The sequence below is a fragment of the Bradyrhizobium sp. genome (genome assembly GCF_050014615.1).
In the GTDB taxonomy this organism is placed as follows: Bacteria; Pseudomonadota; Alphaproteobacteria; order Rhizobiales; family Xanthobacteraceae; genus Bradyrhizobium.
Genome location: NZ_JBEKCZ010000091.1, coordinates 1 through 21,123, shown reverse-complemented (window position 1 = coordinate 21,123; position 21,123 = coordinate 1). Strand labels below are relative to the sequence as shown.

Annotated in this window: 22 protein-coding genes and 1 pseudogene; 6 read left to right on the top strand and 17 right to left on the bottom strand. The window is 62.1% G+C overall.

All coding sequences use genetic code 11. The features are described from left to right. Positions 1 to 972: glycosyltransferase family 9 protein (locus tag ABR948_RS15965; protein ID WP_428119520.1), on the top strand; the 972-nt coding region annotated here is incomplete at its 5' end. 106 nt (positions 973 to 1,078) lie between these two features. On the opposite strand, the gene ABR948_RS15960 is transcribed toward ABR948_RS15965, so the two are convergent. Beyond that, on the bottom strand, positions 1,079 to 1,879 hold the full coding sequence (locus tag ABR948_RS15960) for a response regulator (RefSeq protein WP_428119518.1): 801 nt from the start codon (positions 1,877 to 1,879) through the stop codon (positions 1,079 to 1,081). 250 nt (positions 1,880 to 2,129) lie between these two features. On the opposite strand from ABR948_RS15960, the gene ABR948_RS15955 reads away from it, so the two are divergent. Beyond that, positions 2,130 to 2,327, top strand: a complete 198-nt coding sequence (locus ABR948_RS15955) for a NepR family anti-sigma factor (RefSeq protein ID WP_428119516.1) — start codon at positions 2,130 to 2,132, stop codon at positions 2,325 to 2,327. Next, on the top strand, positions 2,327 to 2,875 hold the full coding sequence (locus ABR948_RS15950; protein WP_428119514.1) for a sigma-70 family RNA polymerase sigma factor: 549 nt from the start codon (positions 2,327 to 2,329) through the stop codon (positions 2,873 to 2,875). Before ABR948_RS15955 ends, ABR948_RS15950 begins: the two co-directional genes overlap by 1 nt. A 179-nt stretch (positions 2,876 to 3,054) precedes the next feature. Here ABR948_RS15950 and ABR948_RS15945 read toward each other — a convergent pair whose 3' ends face one another. From ABR948_RS15945 to urtA, 14 genes are all read right to left on the bottom strand, one after another. Beyond that, the gene (locus tag ABR948_RS15945) at positions 3,055 to 4,713 is read right to left on the bottom strand and encodes a CHASE domain-containing protein (protein WP_428119512.1); all 1,659 of its coding nucleotides are present in this window, start codon (positions 4,711 to 4,713) and stop codon (positions 3,055 to 3,057) included. Between the two features lie 320 nt (positions 4,714 to 5,033). Continuing rightward, positions 5,034 to 5,672 carry an urease accessory protein UreG gene (gene ureG, locus ABR948_RS15940; protein WP_428119510.1) on the bottom strand — a complete coding sequence of 213 codons (639 nt, stop codon included), beginning with the start codon at positions 5,670 to 5,672 and terminating at the stop codon, positions 5,034 to 5,036. A 171-nt stretch (positions 5,673 to 5,843) separates the two neighbouring features. Next, positions 5,844 to 6,533, bottom strand: a complete 690-nt coding sequence (locus tag ABR948_RS15935; protein WP_428119522.1) for an urease accessory protein UreF — start codon at positions 6,531 to 6,533, stop codon at positions 5,844 to 5,846. Positions 6,534 to 6,618: 85 nt separating this feature from the next. Then, a complete protein-coding gene (ureE, locus tag ABR948_RS15930) occupies positions 6,619 to 7,266 on the bottom strand; it encodes an urease accessory protein UreE (RefSeq protein WP_428119508.1) in 648 nt (215 codons plus the stop codon). Positions 7,267 to 7,282: 16 nt separating this feature from the next. Continuing rightward, positions 7,283 to 7,582, bottom strand: coding sequence for a putative quinol monooxygenase (locus tag ABR948_RS15925; RefSeq protein WP_428119506.1), 300 nt, complete (start codon positions 7,580 to 7,582; stop codon positions 7,283 to 7,285). A gap of 47 nt (positions 7,583 to 7,629) precedes the next feature. Then, positions 7,630 to 9,342, bottom strand: a complete 1,713-nt coding sequence (ureC, locus tag ABR948_RS15920) for an urease subunit alpha (protein ID WP_428119504.1) — start codon at positions 9,340 to 9,342, stop codon at positions 7,630 to 7,632. Positions 9,343 to 9,436: 94 nt separating this feature from the next. Continuing rightward, positions 9,437 to 9,742: an urease subunit beta gene (locus tag ABR948_RS15915; RefSeq protein WP_213741314.1), complete on the bottom strand. Its 306-nt coding sequence runs from the start codon at positions 9,740 to 9,742 to the stop codon at positions 9,437 to 9,439. A 114-nt stretch (positions 9,743 to 9,856) separates the two neighbouring features. Further along, the gene (locus ABR948_RS15910) at positions 9,857 to 10,159 is read right to left on the bottom strand and encodes an urease subunit gamma (RefSeq protein WP_291563643.1); all 303 of its coding nucleotides are present in this window, start codon (positions 10,157 to 10,159) and stop codon (positions 9,857 to 9,859) included. A 34-nt stretch (positions 10,160 to 10,193) separates the two neighbouring features. Continuing rightward, a complete protein-coding gene (locus ABR948_RS15905) occupies positions 10,194 to 11,030 on the bottom strand; it encodes an urease accessory protein UreD (protein ID WP_428119501.1) in 837 nt (278 codons plus the stop codon). 60 nt (positions 11,031 to 11,090) lie between these two features. Further along, positions 11,091 to 11,786 (bottom strand): urea ABC transporter ATP-binding subunit UrtE, encoded by a 696-nt coding sequence (gene urtE, locus ABR948_RS15900; protein ID WP_428119499.1) that lies wholly within the window; start codon positions 11,784 to 11,786, stop codon positions 11,091 to 11,093. Positions 11,787 to 11,789: 3 nt separating this feature from the next. Beyond that, positions 11,790 to 12,551, bottom strand: a complete 762-nt coding sequence (urtD, locus tag ABR948_RS15895) for an urea ABC transporter ATP-binding protein UrtD (protein WP_428119497.1) — start codon at positions 12,549 to 12,551, stop codon at positions 11,790 to 11,792. Positions 12,552 to 12,555: 4 nt separating this feature from the next. After that, on the bottom strand, positions 12,556 to 13,725 hold the full coding sequence (urtC, locus tag ABR948_RS15890) for an urea ABC transporter permease subunit UrtC (RefSeq protein WP_428119495.1): 1,170 nt from the start codon (positions 13,723 to 13,725) through the stop codon (positions 12,556 to 12,558). After that, complete coding sequence (gene urtB / locus ABR948_RS15885) at positions 13,722 to 15,257, bottom strand: urea ABC transporter permease subunit UrtB (protein WP_428119493.1); 1,536 nt, start codon at positions 15,255 to 15,257, stop codon at positions 13,722 to 13,724. Before urtB ends, urtC begins: the two co-directional genes overlap by 4 nt. A gap of 155 nt (positions 15,258 to 15,412) precedes the next feature. Next, a complete protein-coding gene (gene urtA / locus ABR948_RS15880) occupies positions 15,413 to 16,735 on the bottom strand; it encodes an urea ABC transporter substrate-binding protein (protein WP_428119491.1) in 1,323 nt (440 codons plus the stop codon). A 556-nt stretch (positions 16,736 to 17,291) separates the two neighbouring features. On the opposite strand from urtA, the gene ABR948_RS15875 reads away from it, so the two are divergent. The 3 genes and pseudogenes from ABR948_RS15875 to ABR948_RS15865 form a co-directional block, all read left to right on the top strand. Next, the gene (locus ABR948_RS15875) at positions 17,292 to 18,737 is read left to right on the top strand and encodes a DEAD/DEAH box helicase (RefSeq protein WP_428119489.1); all 1,446 of its coding nucleotides are present in this window, start codon (positions 17,292 to 17,294) and stop codon (positions 18,735 to 18,737) included. 24 nt (positions 18,738 to 18,761) lie between these two features. After that, positions 18,762 to 19,043, top strand: coding sequence for a translation initiation factor IF-1 (infA, locus tag ABR948_RS15870; protein WP_143575210.1), 282 nt, complete (start codon positions 18,762 to 18,764; stop codon positions 19,041 to 19,043). Between the two features lie 278 nt (positions 19,044 to 19,321). Next, positions 19,322 to 19,528 (top strand): annotated as a pseudogene (locus ABR948_RS15865) (cold-shock protein); the annotation flags it as partial. Between the two features lie 267 nt (positions 19,529 to 19,795). Here ABR948_RS15865 and cpaB read toward each other — a convergent pair. Then, positions 19,796 to 20,614: a Flp pilus assembly protein CpaB gene (gene cpaB / locus ABR948_RS15860; protein ID WP_428119487.1), complete on the bottom strand. Its 819-nt coding sequence runs from the start codon at positions 20,612 to 20,614 to the stop codon at positions 19,796 to 19,798. 186 nt (positions 20,615 to 20,800) lie between these two features. Further along, on the bottom strand, positions 20,801 to 21,123 hold a 323-nt coding region (locus tag ABR948_RS15855; RefSeq protein WP_428119485.1), incomplete at its 5' end, for a sterol desaturase family protein.

Sequence of the window (21,123 nt, the reverse complement as noted above, 5' to 3'; positions counted from 1 at the left end):
CTTCGTGTAAAGGCCATTGACCCTGACAATACCGCCGCCGCGTTGAGTTTGGGGCATCTTTACCTGCTGATGGGTAATTTCGAGGCGGGTTGGGCTGGACACGAGGCCCGGCTGAAGAACCGTTCGGCGATCTCGACGACATATCCTCAACCCCGATGGTTCGGCGAGAGATCCATCGAAGGCAAGACGATCCTCATCCATGTTGATGAAGGATTGGGCGACACCATTCAATTTGCGCGTTATGTGCCAATGCTGGCCGCACGCGGGGCGCGCGTTATTTTGGTCGTTCAGCCCGCCGTTCGTGCTCTGCTGTCGAAGCTGCCGGGTGCCGCACAATGTTTTTCGCGAGGTGTCGGGGCGCTTCCGGTATTCGATGTGCAGTGCCCCATTTCCAGCCTGCCGCTGGCCTTCGGTACGCAGCTTGATACGATCCCCTCAGGCGCACAATATTTGCCTTCGCCGCCAGCGAACCTCGTGCAGGCCTTTGAAGACCGCCTGGGCCCTCACGACCGGCTGCGGGTGGGCCTGGTCTGGTCCGGCAATTCCAATCATTCTAACGATCATAACCGGTCGATACATTTGCGGGCGCTTTCGCGCATCATCGACGTCGACGCGACCTTCGTCAGCCTGCAGAAAGATCCAAGACCTCACGACAAGGCTACGTTGTGCGAGTGGACGGGCATCATCGACCTGACCGCCGACCTCACCGACTTCGTCGCAACGGCTGCGTTGCTATCCTGCCTTGATCTGGTCATCACGGTGGATACCAGCGTCGCCCATCTCGCCGGCGCGCTTGGGCGCCCGACCTGGATATTGCTGCCCTACGTTCCGGATTATCGCTGGCTGCTCGATCGCGACGACAGTCCCTGGTACCCGAGCGTGCGGCTGTTTCGGCAGACCGAAACGCGGGACTATGCCAGCGTGCTCGATCGGGTGCGAAGCGAGTTGCTTATGCTGGTTACCGCCAAATGAGCTGCGGCTGACCCGCAGATGCCACAACACAGATCCGGCGCGCCCTTGAGCGCGCCGGATTCATTTCAGATCACTGCAATCGCTTGCCTTAGGCGACCCTTTTGCCTTAGGCGACCCTTGGCGCCCGGTTGCGCGAATTGCGCTGGAAGAACAGCGCCTGGCTGGCGACCGCGGAGACCATCGCCGGCTGGAACGGTTTTGAAATCAGGAACGCCGGTTCCGGGCGTTCGCCGGTCAGGAAGCGTTCGGGATAGGCGGTGATGAACACCACCGGGACCTCGAAGGTGCGCAGCAGCTCGTTGACGGCGTCGAGGCCGGAGCTGCCGTCGGCGAGCTGGATGTCGGCCAGGATCAGGCCGGGCTTGCGGTTCTTGGCGAGCGCCACCGCGTCGGTGTGGGTGCGGGCGACGCCGATCACATGGTGGCCCAGATTCTTCACCAGGCTTTCGAGATCCATCGCAATAAAAGTCTCATCCTCGATGATCAGCACATCGGTGGCGATTTCCGCCGCCATCTCGCGGCCCGCGGTATCGGCGAGCTTGCGGGTCTCGGCGACATCGATTCCGAGAATGAACGACACTTCTTCTTCCGAAAAGCCCTCGAGCGACAACAGCAGGAAGGCCTGGCGCGGCAGCGGCGTGATGTTCGACAACCGCCGCTCCGGCGGCATCGGCAGCGTGGTGACGTCGGGGTCGTCGTTGAGCGAGACCGAATTCCAGATCTGGGTGAACAGCCGGAACAGCCCGACGCGGGGTCCATGCTGCTCATCGAGCAGCGACGGATCCTGCAGCAGCGCCTCCAGCATGGCGCCGACATAGGCGTCGCCCGACGCCTGATTTCCGGTCAGGGCCCGGGCATAGCGCCGCAACAACGGTAAATGTTCAGCAACGAGCTGTGATCGGGACATCCCCACTCCATCCTTGTCTAGCGCCAAAACTGGTCAAAATTTTTGGGTCAAACGTCCGTGAGGGGAGTGACCCGGGTTCCCCCCTGATGCGCCTGTCTACGCCCGAGCCCGACAAAAGTTCCCCCCAAAATGCGGAACTTTTGGCGCAACTTGGAATTAGATTTCGAGATGGGCCGCCCCCCGAGGGGCCATTCAAGGAATTACTCACGAAGTTACAGGGACTTAACTCCGGGGAAGCGTGGAACATGTCATGAAGGAAGCAAAGAAGCAGGGCGGTCTCAATGCCGAGATTCAGTCGAGAATCGGCCACCAGCTCCGCGCCATGTACGACGATGTCGTGCGGCAGGGGGTTCCGGACCGGTTCGCTGAACTGATCCGAAAGCTTGATGTGCCCGAGGCTACTCCCCAATTGGGGAATGCGGGCGATAAAAATGACGGAGGGGAATAATGCCTCTCACAAACGAACTCCGCGACGACATCCTGGCGTCGGTTCCGAGCTTGCGCGCGTTCGCGATCTCGCTCAGCGGCAATGGCGACCGCGCCGACGATCTGGTGCAGGAAACCCTGCTGCGCGCGCTGGCCAATATCGACTCGTTCCAGCCCGGCTCCAACCTGCCGGCATGGCTGTTCACGATCCTGCGCAACCTGTTCCGCTCGGACTATCGCAAGCGGCGGCGCGAGGTCGAGGACGCCGACGGCAGCTATGCCAAGACCCTGAAAACCCAGCCGACGCAAAACGCGCATCTGGAATTCGAGGAATTCCGCGCCGCGCTCGAAAAGCTTCCGCAGGACCAGCGTGAAGCGCTGATCCTGGTCGGCGCCTCCGGCTTCTCCTATGAGGACGCCGCGGCGATCTGCGGCTGCGCGGTCGGCACCATCAAGAGCCGCGTCAACCGCGCCCGATCGAAACTCTCGGCGCTGCTCTATGTCGACGGCGCCGACGATTTCGGTCCCGACGACACCGTCCGCGCCGTGATCGGCGGCAGCGGGGGGTAGACGCTTTATAAGTGAGCCCATTCCATAAATCGTCGTCCCGGCGAACGCCGGGACCCATACGCCGCGGCTTCTCGATTTGAGAAATGCTGTTCGACGATTTTCGGGCAATTACGAACGGCTGTGGTTATGGATCCCGGCTCGCGCTTCGCTTGGCCGGGACGACGGCTGGGGAAATCCCACTACCGCCCCGGCTTTGGCGGCGCCGAGAATTGTTCGGTGCGGTCGCGCTCCGACATGTCGACCACGGTATCCATCGGCGCCGTGAGTTCATAGACGTAGCTCACATCGGTGAAATACCGCTTCGATGCGCCGCCGAGCGCCTCCGGGGCGACGCGGTCGAGCAGGATGACGCCGAAATCGCTGTCCTCGCGGCGGGTCGCCGCGCTGGTGTTGAATTCTTCCCAGCGGAAATGAAAGGTGATGTCGGGATCTTCCCCGTTCACTTCCCAATGCGCGACGATGTGGGGGTGCTTGCCGACCAGCGAAAGCCCTTCGTCGGAATGCGACGCCAGCTCGAAGAACAGCAGCGACAGCGACTGCGCCGCCCGCGCGCTGACGGTGATATCGGGGCCGCTGACGGCGATGCGCTCGGCGTGGGGTATCGCGCGCGCCTCGAACAGCCCCTTCAGTTTCACGCCCTGCCACTGGCTTTCGCTGAGCAGTGAAACCACGTTCGACATCGCGTGAATCCGGCCGATCAGGAGTTCACGGGCGACATCGATGTCCGAACCATGACGCAGCGTGCGCGTCACGATCGACTGGATCACCGCCAGGATGTTTTTCACGCGATGATTGAGTTCGTCGATCACAGCGGTCAGCCGCCGCTCGAAGCCGATCCGGACCTGGATTTCACGGCTGAGCCGCAGATTGTTGTAGGAGACATAACCGAACAACCCGCACACGATCGTGGTCAGCGCGATGCCGATGGCCGCCACGATGGTGGCGGTCTGTTGTGCCCGCATCGCCGCGTTGGTCTTGGCATAATAGCCGAGCGTCCAGTCGCGGCCTCCGAATGCCACCGTACGCGTCACCGGCGGGGTGGAACCCTGCCGGCTGGCCGGCCGCGACGTGACGATGCCCCGATCGTCGGCAATCAGCTCGCCATCTTCGCTGCGCGGGTCTTTCAAAACGACCGAGAACAGCGACAGATCGTCGTTGGTCAGCATCAGTGGCGCCAGTTCGTAGGAAAACGTCACAAAGCCCGCCGGCTCCGCATCGCCCGGCTGCAGCACCGGCGCGGCCAGAACCAGGCCGATCGGCCCATCCGGGCGCAGCAACGGAACAGGGTCGGAGGCAACCGGCGTTCCTTCGCTCAGGGCCTGCGTCAGCATCGCTCCCAGGATCGGCTGCTGGTCAAGCGAACGGCCGGCGAAAACCATCGTCTCCTGCTTGCGGGGTTCCACGTCCATCAGGACGTCGACCGACCTGTCGAGAGACCGCGTATCCAAAGGCGCATCATTGAAGTCACGGATCGCCGGATTAGGAAATCCCGAGCTCCGGAGCTCGGCACCCGCCGCATCCAGTTCATCGGGCCGCAGCCGCGCGATCCAGCCCGCGACCACGAAATCGGTCTTAAAGGCATAGATCGAGGCCCGCAGCGGCTGCAGCATGTTGGCCTTGATCAGCGAAGGCGCATGGAACAGGCCCGATGCGACGCGCGCCAGCAGCTCACGTTCGGTCAGGCGGTCCTGAACCAGGCTGGCGTGGACGTCGATCGCGCGCGCCATCGCGATGCGGTCGACCGTCAATTCCTGTTCGTGGACGCGATAGCCCGCCAGACCGGAGAGCAGAACTCCGATCAGCGCGATAAAACCGATGATGAAACCCAGCCGAACCACTCGCTTACTCAGAAAATGAGGCGTTGGCGAAGAAGATGAAGCAGCATTTGGCGACCGCCGGCCCGGCAACAGATCGAAACGAAATGAGGGCTAAACGTGCGGCATAATGAAGGAGCGACCATCGATACGCAACCGCGGTTGGCGACAAGAAGTTAACGCGAAGAACTTGATCCGAAGAACTCAACCAGAAGAGCGGTGGCAGCCGCATCTTCGCGGCACCAGAGGATGGCAACGACAGCAGTTGGATTTTGTTCCCGGTGCAAGGCGGAAATTTCTTGCCGCCGTTCGCGATCCAGACTCCAAAGCGTTAACGAATTGGGTCAGCTCACCTTGGCCCGCGCCACCGGGCGAAGCCCGCCCTTGGCCTCGATGAAACCGATGATGCGGTCGAGGCCTTCACTCTTCTTGAGATTGGTCATGACAAATGGCCGCTCGCCGCGCATCCGCCTGGCATCGGTGTCCATCTTTTCCAGCGACGCGCCGACATACGGCGCAAGGTCGATCTTGTTGATGACGAGAAGGTCCGACCGGGTGATGCCGGGGCCGCCCTTGGAGGGGATCTTGTCGCCGGCCGCGACGTCGATCACGTAGATCGTGAGATCGGCGAGTTCGGGCGAGAAGGTGGCGGCGAGATTGTCGCCGCCGGATTCGATCAGCACCACATCGAGGTCGGGAAATTTCGCGCGCATGTCGGCGATCGCGGCCAGATTCATCGAGGCGTCCTCGCGGATCGCGGTATGCGGGCAGCCGCCGGTCTCGACGCCGGCGATGCGATCGGGCGTCAGCGAGCCCGAACGCACCAGGAATTCCGCATCCCATTTGGTGTAGATGTCGTTGGTGATCGCCGCGATGTCATAGCGCTCCCGCATCGACTTGCAGAGCAGGTCCATCAAGGCGGTTTTTCCGGATCCGACCGGACCCCCGATGCCGATCCGAAGCGGGCCGTTCAAGCTAGCCATGTGAGGCACTCTTTCTCTGACGTCGTCCCGGCGAACGCCGGGACCCATAACCACAGGGGCGTATTATCGCGAAAGGTGTCTCCCACCATATGCTAACGATGGGCCGCGGCGTATGGGCCCCGGCGTTCGCCGGGGCGACGCGTGATGAGTAAAGTGCATCCCGGGCGATCCTCACGACCTAAACAGCCTCGTATACTGCGTCTCGTGCCGCATGCTGGCGAGATCGGCGCGGAAGGTGGCGCTGCCGATATCGTCGAGCGACGCCGCCAGCGCGCGTTTTCCGGTTGCGACCACGATCGGCTCGAGCTGAGCCAGCACGCGCTGGCTGTCGGTCTGCCCGAGCGGAACCAGCCGGGCGCCGGCGGAGATCCAGTTCGAGGCCAGCGCATGCAAGAAGGCGTGCATCGTCGAGGCCAGCGCAATCGCATGCGCGGCGCTGACGAGGCCGACCGCGACCGGATAAACGACGGCGCCGTCGCAATGTGAAATCAATTGGTCGAGCCCGTCGCAATTCCATGCCGCGCGGGCAATTTCGATGAACGCACGTCCCTGCGCCGAGGTTTCAAGATAGCGCTCGCGCGAGGGCACGAAGGCCGCCGCGAGCTCCGCGATGTCGCGCAGTCCGGCCGCGTCGAGCGACGACGCGGTGCGGTGCGTATGCGCGAGAAAGACGCCGTCGCAAAATCCCGGACCATCCGCGAGCATCGAGACCAGCCAGTCCCGCAAGGAGTTGGCGTCGACGATGTCGCCGGCCTCCATCGCCCATTCGATGCCGCTGGAATAGGAGAAGGCGCCGACCGGAAACGACGGCGACAGCCAGGTCATCAGCCGGTACAGCGCTGCGGCCTCATCGTCCTGCATGCCGCTCCGGCCGCTCGGTGCCGGCGCGGTGTCCTCGTTGATAGGGTCGGCCCGTACCGCCGCGCGGCGCCGCGGCCGGGCCGGCTTACTTGTGGTCATGAGCATGGGAATGGCCGTGGTGATGGTCGTGACCGCAATGCTCGTCATGGACATGTTCATCGTGATGATGATGGCCGTGATCATGGGCAAGATCTTGGGCAAGATCTTGGGCAAAATCTTGGGCAAGATCTTGGGAATGACCATGGGCATGATCATGCGCCGCATGGTCATGCGGTTCGCTGGCCGGCGCGTGGGCGTGGCCGCCATCGGCATAGGCGCCGCCTTCGGGATCGAACGGCGCTTCGATCTCGATCACGCGCGCGCCGAGCCCTTGCACCATTGCCTCGATCACATGGTCGCGCCGGATGCGCAGGCCCCGCGCCGTGATCTGGGTCGGCAGATGGCGATTGCCGAGATGCCAGGCGATCCGAACCAGATGCTGCGGATCGGCGCCACGAATCTCGAGCAAGGGCTCCGGCGCCGCGACGACCTCGATCAGCCTGTTATCGTCGAGCACCAGCGCATCACCGCCGCGCAGCACAATGGCGTGTTCCAGGTCCAGCAGGAATTCCAGCCCGCGCGTGCCCGTCATCGCCATCCGCCGGCGATGGCGGTCGTCGAAATCGAGCACGATGGTATCGGCCGGCGGCTCATTCCAGCGATGCGGGCTGCGAACCTGCGTGGCGCGGATCATGCGATGGCTTTCCCGGTCAACGGATGTCGACCTTTTCGGGGGTGATGACCTCGATCTTCGGCGGCGCCGAAAAACACTTCACGGCGACGCGGCCGAACGTCTTCATGTGCTCGGCGGCACGGTGCGGCACCAGCGCCTCGGTATTTTCCCATTGCTCCACGAATACCATCTTGGTGTGATCGGTGACGCTTTCATGCAGGTCGTAGGCGATATTGCCGGGTTCCTTGCGGGTTTCCCTGATGCAGGCGGTCGCAGCGGCAATGAATTCGGCGCGCGTTTCAGGCTTCACGGACAGTGTGGCAACGACGTAAATCACGAAATCCTCCCGGTCTTTTGTTCTGGCTTCAGGTGCCGGGAGCGACTCTAGAACATGAAATAGCGCTGCGCCATGGGCAGCACCTCGGCGGGGGCGCAGGTCAGGAGTTCGCCGTCGGCGCGGACCTCATAGGTCTCGGGATCGACCTCGATTTTCGGCGTCGCGCCGTTGTGGATCATGCTCTTCTTGGAGATGCCGCCGCGGGTGTTTTCCACCGCGTAGAGCTTCTTGTCGATGCCGAGCTTCTTCGCCAGCCCCGAGGCCACCGCCGCCTTGGAGGAAAACACCACCGAAGAGGCCGTCAGCGATTTACCGAACGCCGCGAACATCGGCTGGTAATGCACCGGTTGCGGCGTCGGGATCGACGCATTGGGATCGCCCATCGGGGCTGCGACAATCGAGCCGCCCTTGATGACACATTCGGGTTTGACGCCGAAAAAGGCCGGCGACCACAGCACGAGGTCGGCGAGCTTGCCTTTTTCGACCGAGCCGATCAGCTTCGAGACGCCATGCGCGATCGCCGGGTTGATGGTGTATTTGGCGATGTAGCGCTTGACGCGGAAATTGTCGTTGTTGCCCTTGTCCTGCGGCAGCGCGCCGCGCTGCTTCTTCATCTTGTCGGCGGTCTGCCAGGTCCGGATGATGACTTCGCCGAGCCGGCCCATGGCCTGCGAATCCGACGACATCATCGAGAGCGCACCGAGATCGTGCAGGATATCTTCGGCGGCGATGGTCTCCTTGCGGATGCGGCTTTCGGCGAAGGCCAGATCCTCGGCGATCGAGGGATCGAGATGGTGACACACCATCAGCATGTCGAGATGCTCGTCGATGGTGTTGCGGGTAAACGGGCGCGTCGGATTGGTCGAGGACGGCAGCACGTTCTTCAGGCCGGCAATTTTGATAATGTCCGGCGCGTGGCCGCCGCCGGCGCCCTCGGTGTGGAAGGCGTGGATGGTGCGGCCCTTGAAGGCCTTGACGGTATCCTCGACGAAGCCCGACTCGTTCAGCGTGTCGGAATGGATCATGACCTGGACGTCGTAATCGTCGGCGACGTTGAGGCAATTGTTGATCGCGGCGGGCGTGGTGCCCCAATCCTCGTGCAGCTTGAGCGCGCAGGCGCCGGCGTTGATCATCTCCACCAATGCAGCCGGGCGCGACGCATTGCCCTTGCCGGAAATGCCGAGATTGACCGGAAACGCATCGAACGACTGGATCATCCGCGCCATGTGCCAGGGGCCGGGCGTGCAGGTCGTCGCATAGGTGCCGTGCGACGGGCCGGTGCCGCCGCCCAGCATCGAGGTGACGCCGGACATCAATGCATGCTCGATCTGCTGCGGACAGATGAAATGGATATGGCTGTCGAATCCGCCCGCAGTGAGGATCTTGCCTTCGCCCGCGATGATATCGGTGCCGGGGCCGATCACGATGGTCACGCCGGGCTGGATATCCGGATTGCCGGCCTTGCCGATGGCGCTGATATAGCCTTCCTTGATGGCGACGTCGGCCTTCACGATCCCCCAATGATCGACGATCAACGCATTGGTGATGACGGTATCGGCCGCGCCCTGCCGGTTGGTGACTTGAGACTGGCCCATGCCGTCGCGGATCACCTTGCCGCCGCCGAATTTCACCTCCTCGCCATAGGTCGTGAAATCCTTCTCGACCTCGATGATGAGATCGGTATCGGCCAGCCGCACCCGATCGCCGGTGGTGGGGCCGAACATGTCGGCATAGACGGAACGTTTGATTTTTACGGACATTATCGCGCTCCATCGGCGGATTTATTCCCTCCCCCCTTGCGGGGGAGGGTTAGGGAGGGGGGAGGGAGAATGGAGTTGATCGCGTCGAGAGAAATCACAGCTTCCCCATCACGTCGCCGCGAAAACCGTAGACGACGCGCTTGCCGGCGAGCGCTACCAGCTGGACGTCGCGGGTTTGCCCCGGCTCGAACCGCACCGCGGTGCCGGCCGCGATATCCAGCCGCATGCCGCGCGCTTTCTTGCGGTCGAACTTCAGCGCCGGATTGGTCTCGAAGAAATGATAATGCGAGCCGACCTGGATCGGACGATCGCCTGAATTGGCCACCGTCAACGTCACCGTCTTGCGGCCGGCGTTGAGTTCGATCTCGCCGTCCTGGATAAAGAGTTCACCGGGGATCATCTTGCACTCTCTCCTTAGTCATTCCGGGGCGATGCGCAGCATCGAACCCGGAATCTCGATCAATTACCTCTGGATTCCGGGTTCGTCGCTTCGCGCCGCCCCGGAATGACGATTTCATCTGATCGGCTCATGGACGGTGACAAGCTTGGTGCCGTCGGGAAACGTCGCCTCGACCTGGATGTCGTGGATCATTTCCGCGATGCCTGGCATCACCTGCGCGCGGGTCAGGACCTGGGCCCCGGCCTGCATCAGTTCGGCGACGGTGCGGCCGTCGCGCGCGCCCTCGACGATGAAGTCCGAGATGATGGCGATGGCTTCCGGATGATTGAGTTTGACGCCGCGCTCCAGCCGACGCCGCGCCACCATGGCCGCCATCGAAATCAGAAGCTTGTCCTTTTCGCGGGGAGACAGATTCATGCGAGCACTCTAATCATTCTAACAGTTAAGCCGTTTAATTGAGCCAGAGCCGCGGCAACGCCGCGCCGCTGGCACAGCCGAGCACCGCCATCATGTCGGTGCGAAGCTTCGCCGCATCTTGGGCACAGAAGCGCGCCATTGCAAATCCATTCCAGCAGGAGATGCCGACCTCGCCGCCGAAGGATTCCGACAACCCGCGAATCCGCTCCACCAGCGCCTCATCGCCCGGCACCATCAGCGCAGTGCCGACCGCCACGCCGCCTTTGGCGATCGCCGGTTGCCTGAGTTTTTCGCCGATGTCGCCGTCGAGCCGGACGGTTTCGGCGAACACCAGCCGGCCGCCGCGCCGCAGCCGCCAGCGATCGACGAATTGGCCACTCAGCATGCGCTCTCCCATCGCCGAGCGGCCGAACACCACGATTTCGCACAACAACAGCGAGGCGCTCTGCGCCAGGTCGATATCGATCCGGCGCGACACCTGCGCGCGGTCGAACAGGATGGTCTCCTGCGGGAGCCAGGCCAGATGCGAACCCGCCCCCAGCTTCAGCGCGATGTTGAGCTGCGAGGGCGGCCCCGCGGCCCGGTATACTTTTTCCGCGGCCGCCGTCGTCACCGCGAGGCGCGATCCTTCGCCGGTCGCAATCTCGATGTCGAACCGATCGCCGCCGGCGACGCCACCGGCGGTATTGACGAAAACCGCCGACAGGCCTTCGGCCTCCGGTGACGGGAAACGAACCCGCAGCGAGCCGGATTCATGCAGATGGCGACGGCGGGTGATGCCCTCGACCTGATGCACGTCGAAGGCCACCGCGCCCTGGGCCCGGTTGGCCGCGAAAATCGCAGCAGTCGCGCTCGTGGTATCGGTCCGCATCCGTTCGCCAAACGCCCCTCAAAACCGGCGCAACCGAGGCGGTCGCGTCACAAACCCATCTTACAGCGCCATCTGGCGGCTGATTTCACTGGGATCGAGCTTGCTTCGATCGCATGCGTATTTCACGGCACCGCGGTCCATCACGGCGAAATTGTCGCCGAGCTCGCAGGCAAAGTCGAGATATTGTTCGACCAGCACGATCGCGATGCTGCCGAGGCTGCGCAGATAGGTGATCGCGCGCCCGATGTCCTTGATGATCGAGGGCTGGATACCCTCGGTCGGCTCGTCGAGCAGCAGCAGTTTGGGCCGCATCACCAGCGCCCGCCCGATCGCGAGCTGCTGTTGCTGGCCGCCGGAAAGATCGCCGCCGCGGCGCCCCAGCATCGATTGCAGCACCGGAAACAGCGAGAACACGTCATCAGGGATATTGCGGTCGTGGCGCTTCAGCGGTCCAAAGCCGGTCTTGAGATTTTCTTCCACCGTCAGCAGCGGAAAAATCTCGCGGCCCTGCGGCACGAAGCCGATCCCGCGCCGCGCGCGCTCATAGGGCTTGAGCCCGGAGATATCGGTGCCGTCGAATGTAATCGAGCCGCTGGCGATCGGATATTGGCCGACCATCGCGCGCAGCAGGCTGGTCTTGCCGACACCGTTGCGGCCAAGCACGCAGGTCACCTTGCCCGGTTCGGCCGAGATCGAGACCCCGCGCAACGCCTGGGCCGCACCGTAATAGAGGCTGATATCTTTCACTTCCAGCATCGCTCAGCGCCCCAGATACACTTCGATCACCCGCTCGTTCGACGAAACCTGATCGATGGTTCCCTCCGCCAGCACCGAGCCTTCATGCAGGCAGGTCACCTTGACGCCGAGTTCGCGGACGAAGGTCATGTCGTGCTCGACCACCATGATGGTCTTCTCGCGATTGATTTCCTTCAAGAGCTCGGCGGTCTGGTGGGTTTCGACGTCGGTCATGCCCGCGACCGGCTCGTCGACCAGCAGCAGTTTCGGGTCCTGCGCCAGCAGCATTCCGATTTCGAGCCATTGCTTCTGGCCGTGCGACAGGCTTCCGGCCAGCCGGTCGCGCGCATCGGTCAGGCGAATGGTTTCCAGCACCTTGGCGATGCGCTCGGATTCGGCCTTGGTTTCCCGCCAGAACAGCGTGCCCTTGACGCGATGGTCGACATTGAGCGCCAGCAGCAGATTGTCCTCGATGGTCTGGCTTTCGAATACCGTCGGCTTCTGGAATTTCCGGCCGATGCCGAGTTCGGCAATCCGGGTTTCGTCGAGCCGGGTCAGGTCGGTGACGCCGTCGAACAATACCTCGCCCTCGTCCGGCTTGGTCTTGCCGGTGATGATGTCCATCATCGTGGTCTTGCCGGCGCCGTTGGGACCGATGATGGCGCGCATTTCGCCGGGTGCCAGCGTCAGCGACAGATTGTTGATGGCGTGAAAGCCGTCGAACGAGACGTGCACGCCGTCGAGATAGAGCAGCGCGGAAGTGGCACGGGTGTCCCTGACGTTCATCCGCCTACTCCGCCATCTTGGGTTCGCTGACGCCGTCTTCGCGCGCGGCACTCTCTGCGTTCGGCGATATGCGCTGCGCTTTCCACGGCTCCCACCAGGCGTTGAAGGTGCCGATGATTCCCTTCGGCAGCAGCAGCGTCACCAGGATGAACAGCGCACCCAGCATGAACAGCCAGTACGGCGCCAGCGGGCCGGACGTGAACACGGTCTTGGCATAATTGACGACCACGGCGCCCAGCGCCGCGCCGATCAGCGTGCCGCGGCCGCCGACGGCGACCCAGATCACCGCTTCGATGGAATTTCCCGGCGCGAATTCGCCGGGATTGATGATGCCCACCTGCGGCACGTAGAGCGCGCCGGCGACGCCAGCCATGCAGGCCGACAGCGTAAACACGAACAGCTTGTAGGTTTCGACGCGGTAACCGAGAAACCGGGTGCGCGATTCGGCGTCGCGGATCGCGATCAATACCTTGCCGAGCTTCGAGGTCACCACGGCGCGGCACAACAGGAAGCCGACGATCAGCGCCAGACAGCTCAGCGCGAACAGCGCCGCGCGCGTGCTCTCGGCCTGCACATTGAAGCCGAGAATGTCCTTGAAATCGGTGAGGCCGTTGTTGCCGCCAAAGCCGAAATCGTTACGGAAAAACGCCAGCAACAACGCATAGGTCATCGCCTGCGTGATGATCGAGAGATAGACGCCGGTGACGCGGGAGCGAAACGCCAGCCAGCCGAAGCAGAATGCGAGCAGGCCCGGAACCAACAGCACCATCAGCGCCGCGTACCAGAACATGTCGAAGCCGTTCCAGTACCAGGGCAGTTTCGGATAGTTCAGGAACACCATGAAATCAGGCAAAATGGGATTGCCGTAGACGCCGCGGCTGCCGATCTGGCGCATCAGATACATGCCCATCGCATAACCGCCGAGCGCGAAGAACGCGCCATGGCCGAGCGAGAGAATGCCGCAATAGCCCCAGATCAGATCGATCGAGAGCGCCAGAATGGCGTAGCAGACATACTTGCCGAACAGCGACATCAGATAGGTCGGCACCTGGAACAGGGAACCTTCCGGCAGCAGCAGATTGGACAGCGGAACCAGAATCCCGACCGCCGCCACCACCAGCAGGAACACGGTCGCGCTGCGATCCAGCGAGCGCGTGAGGACGTGCGGCATCATGCTTCCACCGCCCGTCCCTTCAGCGCGAACAGGCCGCGCGGCCGTTTCTGGATAAACAGGATGATGAGGACCAGAATGGCGATCTTGCCGAGCACAGCACCTGCGACCGGTTCGAGGAATTTGTTGGCGATGCCGAGCGTGAACGCGCCGACCAGCGTGCCCCACAAATTACCGACGCCGCCGAACACCACCACCATGAAGGAGTCGATGATATAGCTCTGGCCGAGATTGGGACTGACATTGTCGATCTGCGACAGCGCCACGCCGGCAATCCCGGCGATGCCCGAGCCGAGGCCGAACGTCAGCGCGTCGACGCGCGAGGTCGCGATTCCCATCGATGCCGCCATCCTGCGGTTTTGCGTCACCGCGCGCATCTCAAGTCCGAGGCTGGTGTAACGCAGCATCGCCAGCAGGATCGCGAACACCGCCATCGTGAAGCAGAGGATCCATAGCCGGTTGTAGGTGATCGTGATCTGCCCGACCTCGAACGCGCCGCTCATCCAGGAGGGATTGCCGACCTCGCGGTTGGTGGGACCGAACATGGTGCGCACGGCCTGCTGCAGAACCAGCGACAGGCCCCAGGTCGCGAGCAGGGTTTCCAGCGGGCGGCCGTAGAGAAAGCGGATGATGGTGCGCTCGATCAGGATGCCGATCGCGCCGGCGACGATGAAGGCCAGCGGCACCGCCATCAGCAGCGAATAGTCGAACAGTCCGGGATAGCTGGTGCGAATGACTTCCTGCACCACGAAGGTGACGTAGGCCCCGATCATGACCATCTCGCCATGGGCCATGTTGATGACGCCCATCACCCCGAAAGTGATGGCCAGGCCGATCGCGGCGAGCAGCAGGACCGAGCCGAGCGACAGGCCGTACCAGGCATTCTGCGCCATCGACCACAGCGCAAGGTTGCTCTGGATCGCCGAGGTCGCACTGGCCGCGGCGCGCGCGATCGCGGGCGGCTGCTCTCCGGTCAGCCCGGTCAGCAGCGCCAGCGCTTCCTGGTCGCCCCGTGCCTTGATGGTGGCAATGGCTTCGAGCTTCTCGGCGTCGGTGGCGTCTTCCTTGAACAGCAGGATCGCCGCGCGCGCTTCGGTAAATGCCAGCCGGGCGCCCTTGTTGGTCTCCTTCTGCAGCGCGCCGTCGATGACCGGCAGCATGGTCTCGTCGTGGGTCTTGAACACCGACTGCGCGGCCTGGATTCGCTTGGCGGGATCGGGCGACAGCAAGGTCAGGCCACCCAGCGCGGCCTCGACGGTGCGGCGCAGCCGGTTGTTGAGGCGCACGGCGGCGGCGCTATCGGGAATGCTGGCGATGGCCTCACCTGTCGCGGCATCGATGATCTTGCCGTCGGGCTGGGTGACGTAAACCTTTTTGGTCTCGGGATCGGCCATCAGCCGGCCGTCCTGGAGCGCGCTGATGATGGTGTAAGCGAGCGGATTGCCGCCGGTCGCGATCACGCCGACGGCTTCTTCCGTATCGGAGAATTCGTCATTGGCGAACTTGCCGACCGCGTCTTCGAAAGGCCCTGCCATGACCGGCAGTACCGTCGCGAAAATCAGCAAAATGGCGAAGGGGAGCGCGCGGAAATTTCTAACGACGTTGGTGAGCACTGGACGACCCCGGCAAAAGCAGAGGGAAGGCGGCGGATATCGCCGCCTTCCCTGGTTTGTCTGGATTCAGGACTGAATCAGGAGCCCTGTCCACCGCATTTGTTGGTCTTGGTGTTGTAGTTGCCGCATTTCTTGCCGACCCAATCGCCGATCAGGTCCTTGGAATCCGGCAGCTCCTTCGACCAGGCATCGCCGGCAACCAGACCGGGTGTCTTCCACACCACGTCGAACTGGCCATTGGCTTTGATTTCGCCAATGAACACCGGCTTGGTGATGTGGTGGTTCGGAAGCAGTTCCGAGATGCCGCCGGTGAGATTGGCGGTCTTGGTGCCGGGAAGCGCGTCGATCACCTTGTCTGCATCGACCGACTTCGCCTTTTCGACCGCCTTCACCCACATGTTGAAGCCGATATAGGTGGCTTCCATGGGATCGTTGGTCGTGCGCTTCGGGTTCTTGGTGTAGGCCTGCCAGTCCTTGATGAACTTCTCGTTCGCCGGGGTCTTGATCGACTCGAAGTAGTTCCAGGCCGCGAGATGGCCAAGCAACGGCTTGGTGTCGATGCCGGCGAGTTCTTCTTCACCCACCGAGAAAGCAACAACCGGAATATCGGTCGCCTTGATGCCCTGGTTGCCGAGTTCCTTGTAGAAGGGAACGTTGGCGTCGCCGTTGATGGTCGAGACCACCGCGGTCTTCTTGCCGGCCGAGCCGAACTTCTTGATGTCGGCCACGATCGTCTGCCAGTCGGAATGACCGAACGGCGTGTAGTTGATCATGATGTCTTCCTGGGCAACGCCCTTGGACTTCAGGTAGGCTTCGAGGATCTTGTTGGTGGTGCGCGGATAGACGTAGTCGGTGCCGGCCAGCACCCAGCGCTTCACCTTTTCGTCCTTCATCAGGTAGTCGACCGCAGGTATCGCCTGCTGGTTCGGCGCCGCACCGGTATAGAATACGTTGCGCTCGCTCTCCTCGCCCTCGTACTGCACGGGGTAGAACAGGATCGAGTTCAATTCCTTGAACACCGGCAGCACGGACTTGCGCGACACCGAGGTCCAGCAGCCGAACACCACGGAAACCTTGTCCTTGGTGATCAACTCACGGGCTTTTTCCGCGAACAGCGGCCAGTTCGATGCGGGGTCGACGACCACGGCCTCGAGCTTCTTGCCGAGCACGCCGCCCTTCTTATTCTGCTCATCGATCATGAACAGGACGGTGTCCTTCAGCGTGGTTTCGCTGATGGCCATGGTGCCGGAGAGCGAGTGAAGAACACCCACCTTGATGGTGTCATCCGCCGCTCTGGCCGAGGTAAACGTGGCCAGGCCCAGAACCAGACTGGCGGTCGCCGCCAGCCAGCGACGACGGCTGAGTGACGTCGCTATATCGTGAGTTGATTGAGTAAGCATGTGGTGTCATCTCCCTGACGCAAGCGTTTAAACGCTGCGAAACGGCCCCACGGCCGCCTGCGTTAACGGAATCGCAAGAACCATGCCACGGTCGGGCAATGGTATAACATTCTGTTTTCGTTGAGAAATTAAGCGCTGCCGGCGACCGCAATCGCGTTTTTGCTTAATATTTAGACCGAAAAAATGCGTATGTTATCTACCAAATGCTCAATTCGTGAGCAAAAATGGCAATCTGTCTAAATTTACGGCACAATTTTTTAGCATTCCAATATGCGAATTAGCGCCTGATTTGGTCGCAAATGGAGTGTTTTGCGCCAGTTTTTAACCGCGCCAGGCAACGGCTCACAATTCACCTTGAAAGCGCCGTGTTCCTGTTCCATATGAACAACACGACCCCGGAATCATCGGGTCACTGCGAGCCGCGTGTTCTGAGCCCGTTCAACGGTTTCTGGCTTGCCCCTTCAGCTAACCAAAACCGACGCCCCAAACACGCGGGTGTCTCTAGACACCCCCTCGCGCGCTCCTGGCTGTTAGAGCCGGGCGCCTGCCTTTTACAATGGAAAGAACCAACCTTTTGACCTCCTTTCAGGATTTCGGCCTCGCCGATCCCATCTCGCGTGCGCTCAAAGAAGAGAATTATCTCACGCCCACGCCCATCCAGGCTCAAACCATTCCCCTTGCACTCGCTGGCCGTGACGTGGTCGGCATCGCCCAAACCGGCACCGGCAAGACCGCAGCCTTCGCGCTCCCCATCCTGCATCGCATTCTGGAGAACCGCATCAAGCCGCAGCCCAAGGCCTGCCGCGTGCTCGTGCTCAGCCCGACCCGTGAGTTGTCGGGACAGATCCTCGAGAGCTTCAACGCCTATGGCCGTCACATGCGCCTGACCTCGGCGCTGGCGATCGGCGGCGTCCCGATGGGACGCCAGGTCCGCTCGATCATGCAGGGCGTCGAAGTGATGGTGGCCACGCCCGGCCGCCTGCTCGATCTCGTGCAGAGCAACGGGCTGAAACTCGGACAGGTCGAGTTTCTCGTGCTCGACGAAGCCGACCGCATGCTCGACATGGGCTTCATCAACGACATCCGGAAAATCGTCGCCAAACTGCCGATCAAGCGGCAGACCCTGTTCTTCTCGGCCACGATGCCGAAGGATATCGCCGAACTCGCCGAACAGATGCTGCGCGATCCTGCCCGTGTGGCGGTGACGCCGGTCGCCTCGACGGTCGAGCGCATCACCCAGCGCATCATCCAGGTCGACCATTCGGCCAAGTCGGCGTTGCTGGCGCAGCTTTTGAAGCAGGAGCCGGTCAATCGTGCCCTGATCTTTACCCGCACCAAGCATGGCGCGGACAAGGTGGTGAAGGGCCTCGAGCGGGCCGGCATCCCCGCCGACGCCATTCATGGCAACAAGTCGCAGAACCACCGCGAACGGGTGCTGGCGGCTTTCCGTTCCGGCGAGATCCGCACCCTGGTCGCCACTGACATTGCCGCCCGCGGCATCGACGTCGACGGCATCACTCATGTGGTGAATTTCGATCTTCCCAACGTACCCGAGACCTATGTCCATCGCATCGGCCGTACCGCACGCGCCGGCGCCGATGGTATCGCGATCTCGCTCGTCGCCGGAGGCGAGGAGATGGCCTATCTGCGCGACATCGAAAAGCTGATCCGGATCGCGTTGCCGACAGAAGACCGCCGCACCCCCGGTCATCGCGACACGGCGCCCGCACCTTCGCAGCATCGCAGCGGGCGCCCTGCCCCGCGCGCGCATGCGGCAAGAGCGAATGACGGCGCGCCGGGATCGAAAGGTCCTCGCCGTCGCCACCGTCCCGGTGGTAATAATGCCGCTCCACAAACCACCCGGCATGAGGTCAATCGGCAGGAGCCGCTCCGTCCGTCGCAAGGCAGTGGCAAGGCTGAGGGGATGCAGGGCGTCGCTTTTTTGCACCGCGAAAGCCGTCCCAATACCCGCCCCAATCGCACGCAACGGCCGCAACGCTAACGTTCGATCGACCTGGAGATAACCATGGCTAAAGAAGAGCTGATCCAGTTCGAAGGACTGGTGACCGAAATCCTTCCCGATGCACGTTACCGCGTGCAGCTGGACGCCGGACACGAGATCGTCGCCTACACCGCCGGCAAGATGAAAAAGAACCGGATCAAGACGCTGGCAGGCGACCGGGTGACGATCGAGATGTCGCCCTATGATCTGGAAAAAGGCCGGCTGATCTTCCGTCACAAGGACGAACGTCCGGGTGGCGGAGCCCCGCGTGGCGCACCGCCGCGCGGCCAGTTCCGCCGCAGGTAGGGTGCTCGAAGCCGTCCTGAAATCATGCACGACAAGATCGTATCGGCGCGCGGTGACAGCCTGCAACTGTAACCCGGGCGCCGATCAAAAAATCGTGCACGTCAGGATTGTTTTGGGGGCTGGCTTCGCATAATATAGACCATCGATTTTCGGCCGGACGACATTAGCTATCCACCGGTACAGCCGGTTTAGACGCTGACGACCCTTCCAAAAATTCGATCTCACCAGCCCACCGAAAGTGGGCTTCTACTATATCTATCTTGAGAAGGGACTACCCCGTGAGCATGGGAACCGTGAAGTGGTTTAACGCGACCAAGGGCTTCGGCTTCATTCAACCGGATGACGGTGGCAACGACGTGTTCGTGCACATCAGCGCCGTAGAACGCGCCGGACTTGGAACACTGCGTGAAGGCCAGAAGATCAGCTACGAGATCGTAGCCGATCGTCGCTCTGGCAAGTCTTCGGCCGACAATCTCGCTCTGGCAAGTCTTCGGCCGACAATCTGCGCGCCGCCGGCTAAGCGAATCTCGCTCCGTCAAGCTGCGCAAGCAGCGACTGCGAAATTCCGCGTCACATAAGATCTTGCAAGATCTCGTGAATCAAGAAAGGCCGCGCTCGCTGCGCGGCCTTTTGCTGTTGGTGAAACAGCGCGCGATGACACGGCGGAAAACTCCGGACAGCAGAAATGGCCGCCACCGGTATTAGAGCATGATCCGGAAAAGTGGAAACCGGTTTTCCGAAAAGATCATGCCCTAGCCGCCCCCGTTGCCTCTCTTGCATAGCGGCGCGCAGTAATAAACATCGCGTTCATCGCCGCGAAACACGGTGATGAGGTTGTCGCTCGATGCATCAACGCTCGGAGCCTCGGGCGCCTTGGCATCAATCATGCTGCGCAGCGCCAGCGAGAGTACGCCGGCCTGGCGGGCCCGGGCGAGAATCTCGGCCTGCCCGGGTTTCAATTCAAGCGTCGCGGTTTTGCCGACGACCGAGTTCTGGCCGTCCTTTTCCCGGGGCGCCTGATCGATGGCCAGGACGCGGATATTGCTCAGAATAATTGCGGAAACGATGACGTCATTGGGATTCTTTGGGTCCGGATTCTTCTCGTGCTTCGACAGAATCACGTCGACCCGGTCGTTCGGCAGGATGAATCCGCCGGCACCGGTTTCGGGTGAAATTTCCGTCGAAACCGCGCGCATGCCGCCGGGCAATACCGCCGCCATGAATCCGGAGCCGTTGGCCTTGACCAGTTTCAGTTCGCGGATCGGCTCGCCGGCAATGAACGGATAGCGCGCGATCGAACCGGCGATCTGGGTGGTCGCTTCCGGACGATCGCTGCGGCGGATGAAATTGCTGCTCGCGGTCCCCGCCGGCCAGGTCTGCCATTGCATATCATCCGCAGCGACGGCCTGTCCCAGTCCGATGTCCGACTTCGCAACCAGGACATCGACCGTCGGCAATGGCGGCGGCGCATCGGCGACCACCGTCTTGGAGTCGGAGCCACTAACAAGGTAGGCCGCAACGCCGCCGGCGGCTATGGCGATGCCCAGAACGACAATCTGCGCGGTCTTCATACGCTTTACTCTCTACGCTACTCTACCCACTGCGAAGCCCTGCAAATCCGGCCGATACGCGGCGAACAGCAGCCGGACATAGCTATCCGGACTCGAGACCTGACCGGGCCAATCTGAGCTTAATAGATGAACGAACTGCAAATCGGGAGCCGACAAGGCTACGGATACGGGATGTCGCTCCGGGTCCTATTGCCGGAATGGATAGGCCAGCTGTCCGGCAATCTCTGACGGAATTCCCTGATCGTCCACGCCGTATCGTTCCGGGAGTCTGTTTTCCGGCATCCGGAAAGTTCCAAACAGAATATCCCAGATCGGAAACGTCCCGGCAAAGTTGGTATTGCCGCCCTCCTCGAGCGAGGTGTGATGCCAGCGGTGGAACACCGGCGTCGCCAGCACGTATTTGAACGGACCAAGGGTCCAGTTGAGATTGGCGTGCACGAACGCCGAATGGAATGTCGTGAACGGGCCGACCCAGATCATGATGTTCGGCGAGATGCCGGCCATCAGCA

Coding starts and splice junctions, on each gene's coding strand:
- ABR948_RS15960 (WP_428119518.1), bottom strand. CDS start 1,879: ATGTCCCGATCACAGCTCGTTGCTGAACATTTACCGTTGTTGCGGCGC.
- ABR948_RS15955 (WP_428119516.1), top strand. CDS start 2,130: ATGAAGGAAGCAAAGAAGCAGGGCGGTCTCAATGCCGAGATTCAGTCG.
- ABR948_RS15950 (WP_428119514.1), top strand. CDS start 2,327: ATGCCTCTCACAAACGAACTCCGCGACGACATCCTGGCGTCGGTTCCG.
- ureG (WP_428119510.1), bottom strand. CDS start 5,672: ATGGCTAGCTTGAACGGCCCGCTTCGGATCGGCATCGGGGGTCCGGTC.
- ABR948_RS15935 (WP_428119522.1), bottom strand. CDS start 6,533: ATGCAGGACGATGAGGCCGCAGCGCTGTACCGGCTGATGACCTGGCTG.
- ureE (WP_428119508.1), bottom strand. CDS start 7,266: ATGATCCGCGCCACGCAGGTTCGCAGCCCGCATCGCTGGAATGAGCCG.
- ureC (WP_428119504.1), bottom strand. CDS start 9,342: ATGTCCGTAAAAATCAAACGTTCCGTCTATGCCGACATGTTCGGCCCC.
- ABR948_RS15915 (WP_213741314.1), bottom strand. CDS start 9,742: ATGATCCCCGGTGAACTCTTTATCCAGGACGGCGAGATCGAACTCAAC.
- ABR948_RS15910 (WP_291563643.1), bottom strand. CDS start 10,159: ATGAATCTGTCTCCCCGCGAAAAGGACAAGCTTCTGATTTCGATGGCG.
- ABR948_RS15905 (WP_428119501.1), bottom strand. CDS start 11,030: ATGCGGACCGATACCACGAGCGCGACTGCTGCGATTTTCGCGGCCAAC.
- urtE (WP_428119499.1), bottom strand. CDS start 11,786: ATGCTGGAAGTGAAAGATATCAGCCTCTATTACGGTGCGGCCCAGGCG.
- urtD (WP_428119497.1), bottom strand. CDS start 12,551: ATGAACGTCAGGGACACCCGTGCCACTTCCGCGCTGCTCTATCTCGAC.
- urtC (WP_428119495.1), bottom strand. CDS start 13,725: ATGATGCCGCACGTCCTCACGCGCTCGCTGGATCGCAGCGCGACCGTG.
- urtB (WP_428119493.1), bottom strand. CDS start 15,257: ATGGCAGGGCCTTTCGAAGACGCGGTCGGCAAGTTCGCCAATGACGAA.
- urtA (WP_428119491.1), bottom strand. CDS start 16,735: ATGCTTACTCAATCAACTCACGATATAGCGACGTCACTCAGCCGTCGT.
- ABR948_RS15875 (WP_428119489.1), top strand. CDS start 17,292: ATGGAAAGAACCAACCTTTTGACCTCCTTTCAGGATTTCGGCCTCGCC.
- infA (WP_143575210.1), top strand. CDS start 18,762: ATGGCTAAAGAAGAGCTGATCCAGTTCGAAGGACTGGTGACCGAAATC.
- cpaB (WP_428119487.1), bottom strand. CDS start 20,614: ATGAAGACCGCGCAGATTGTCGTTCTGGGCATCGCCATAGCCGCCGGC.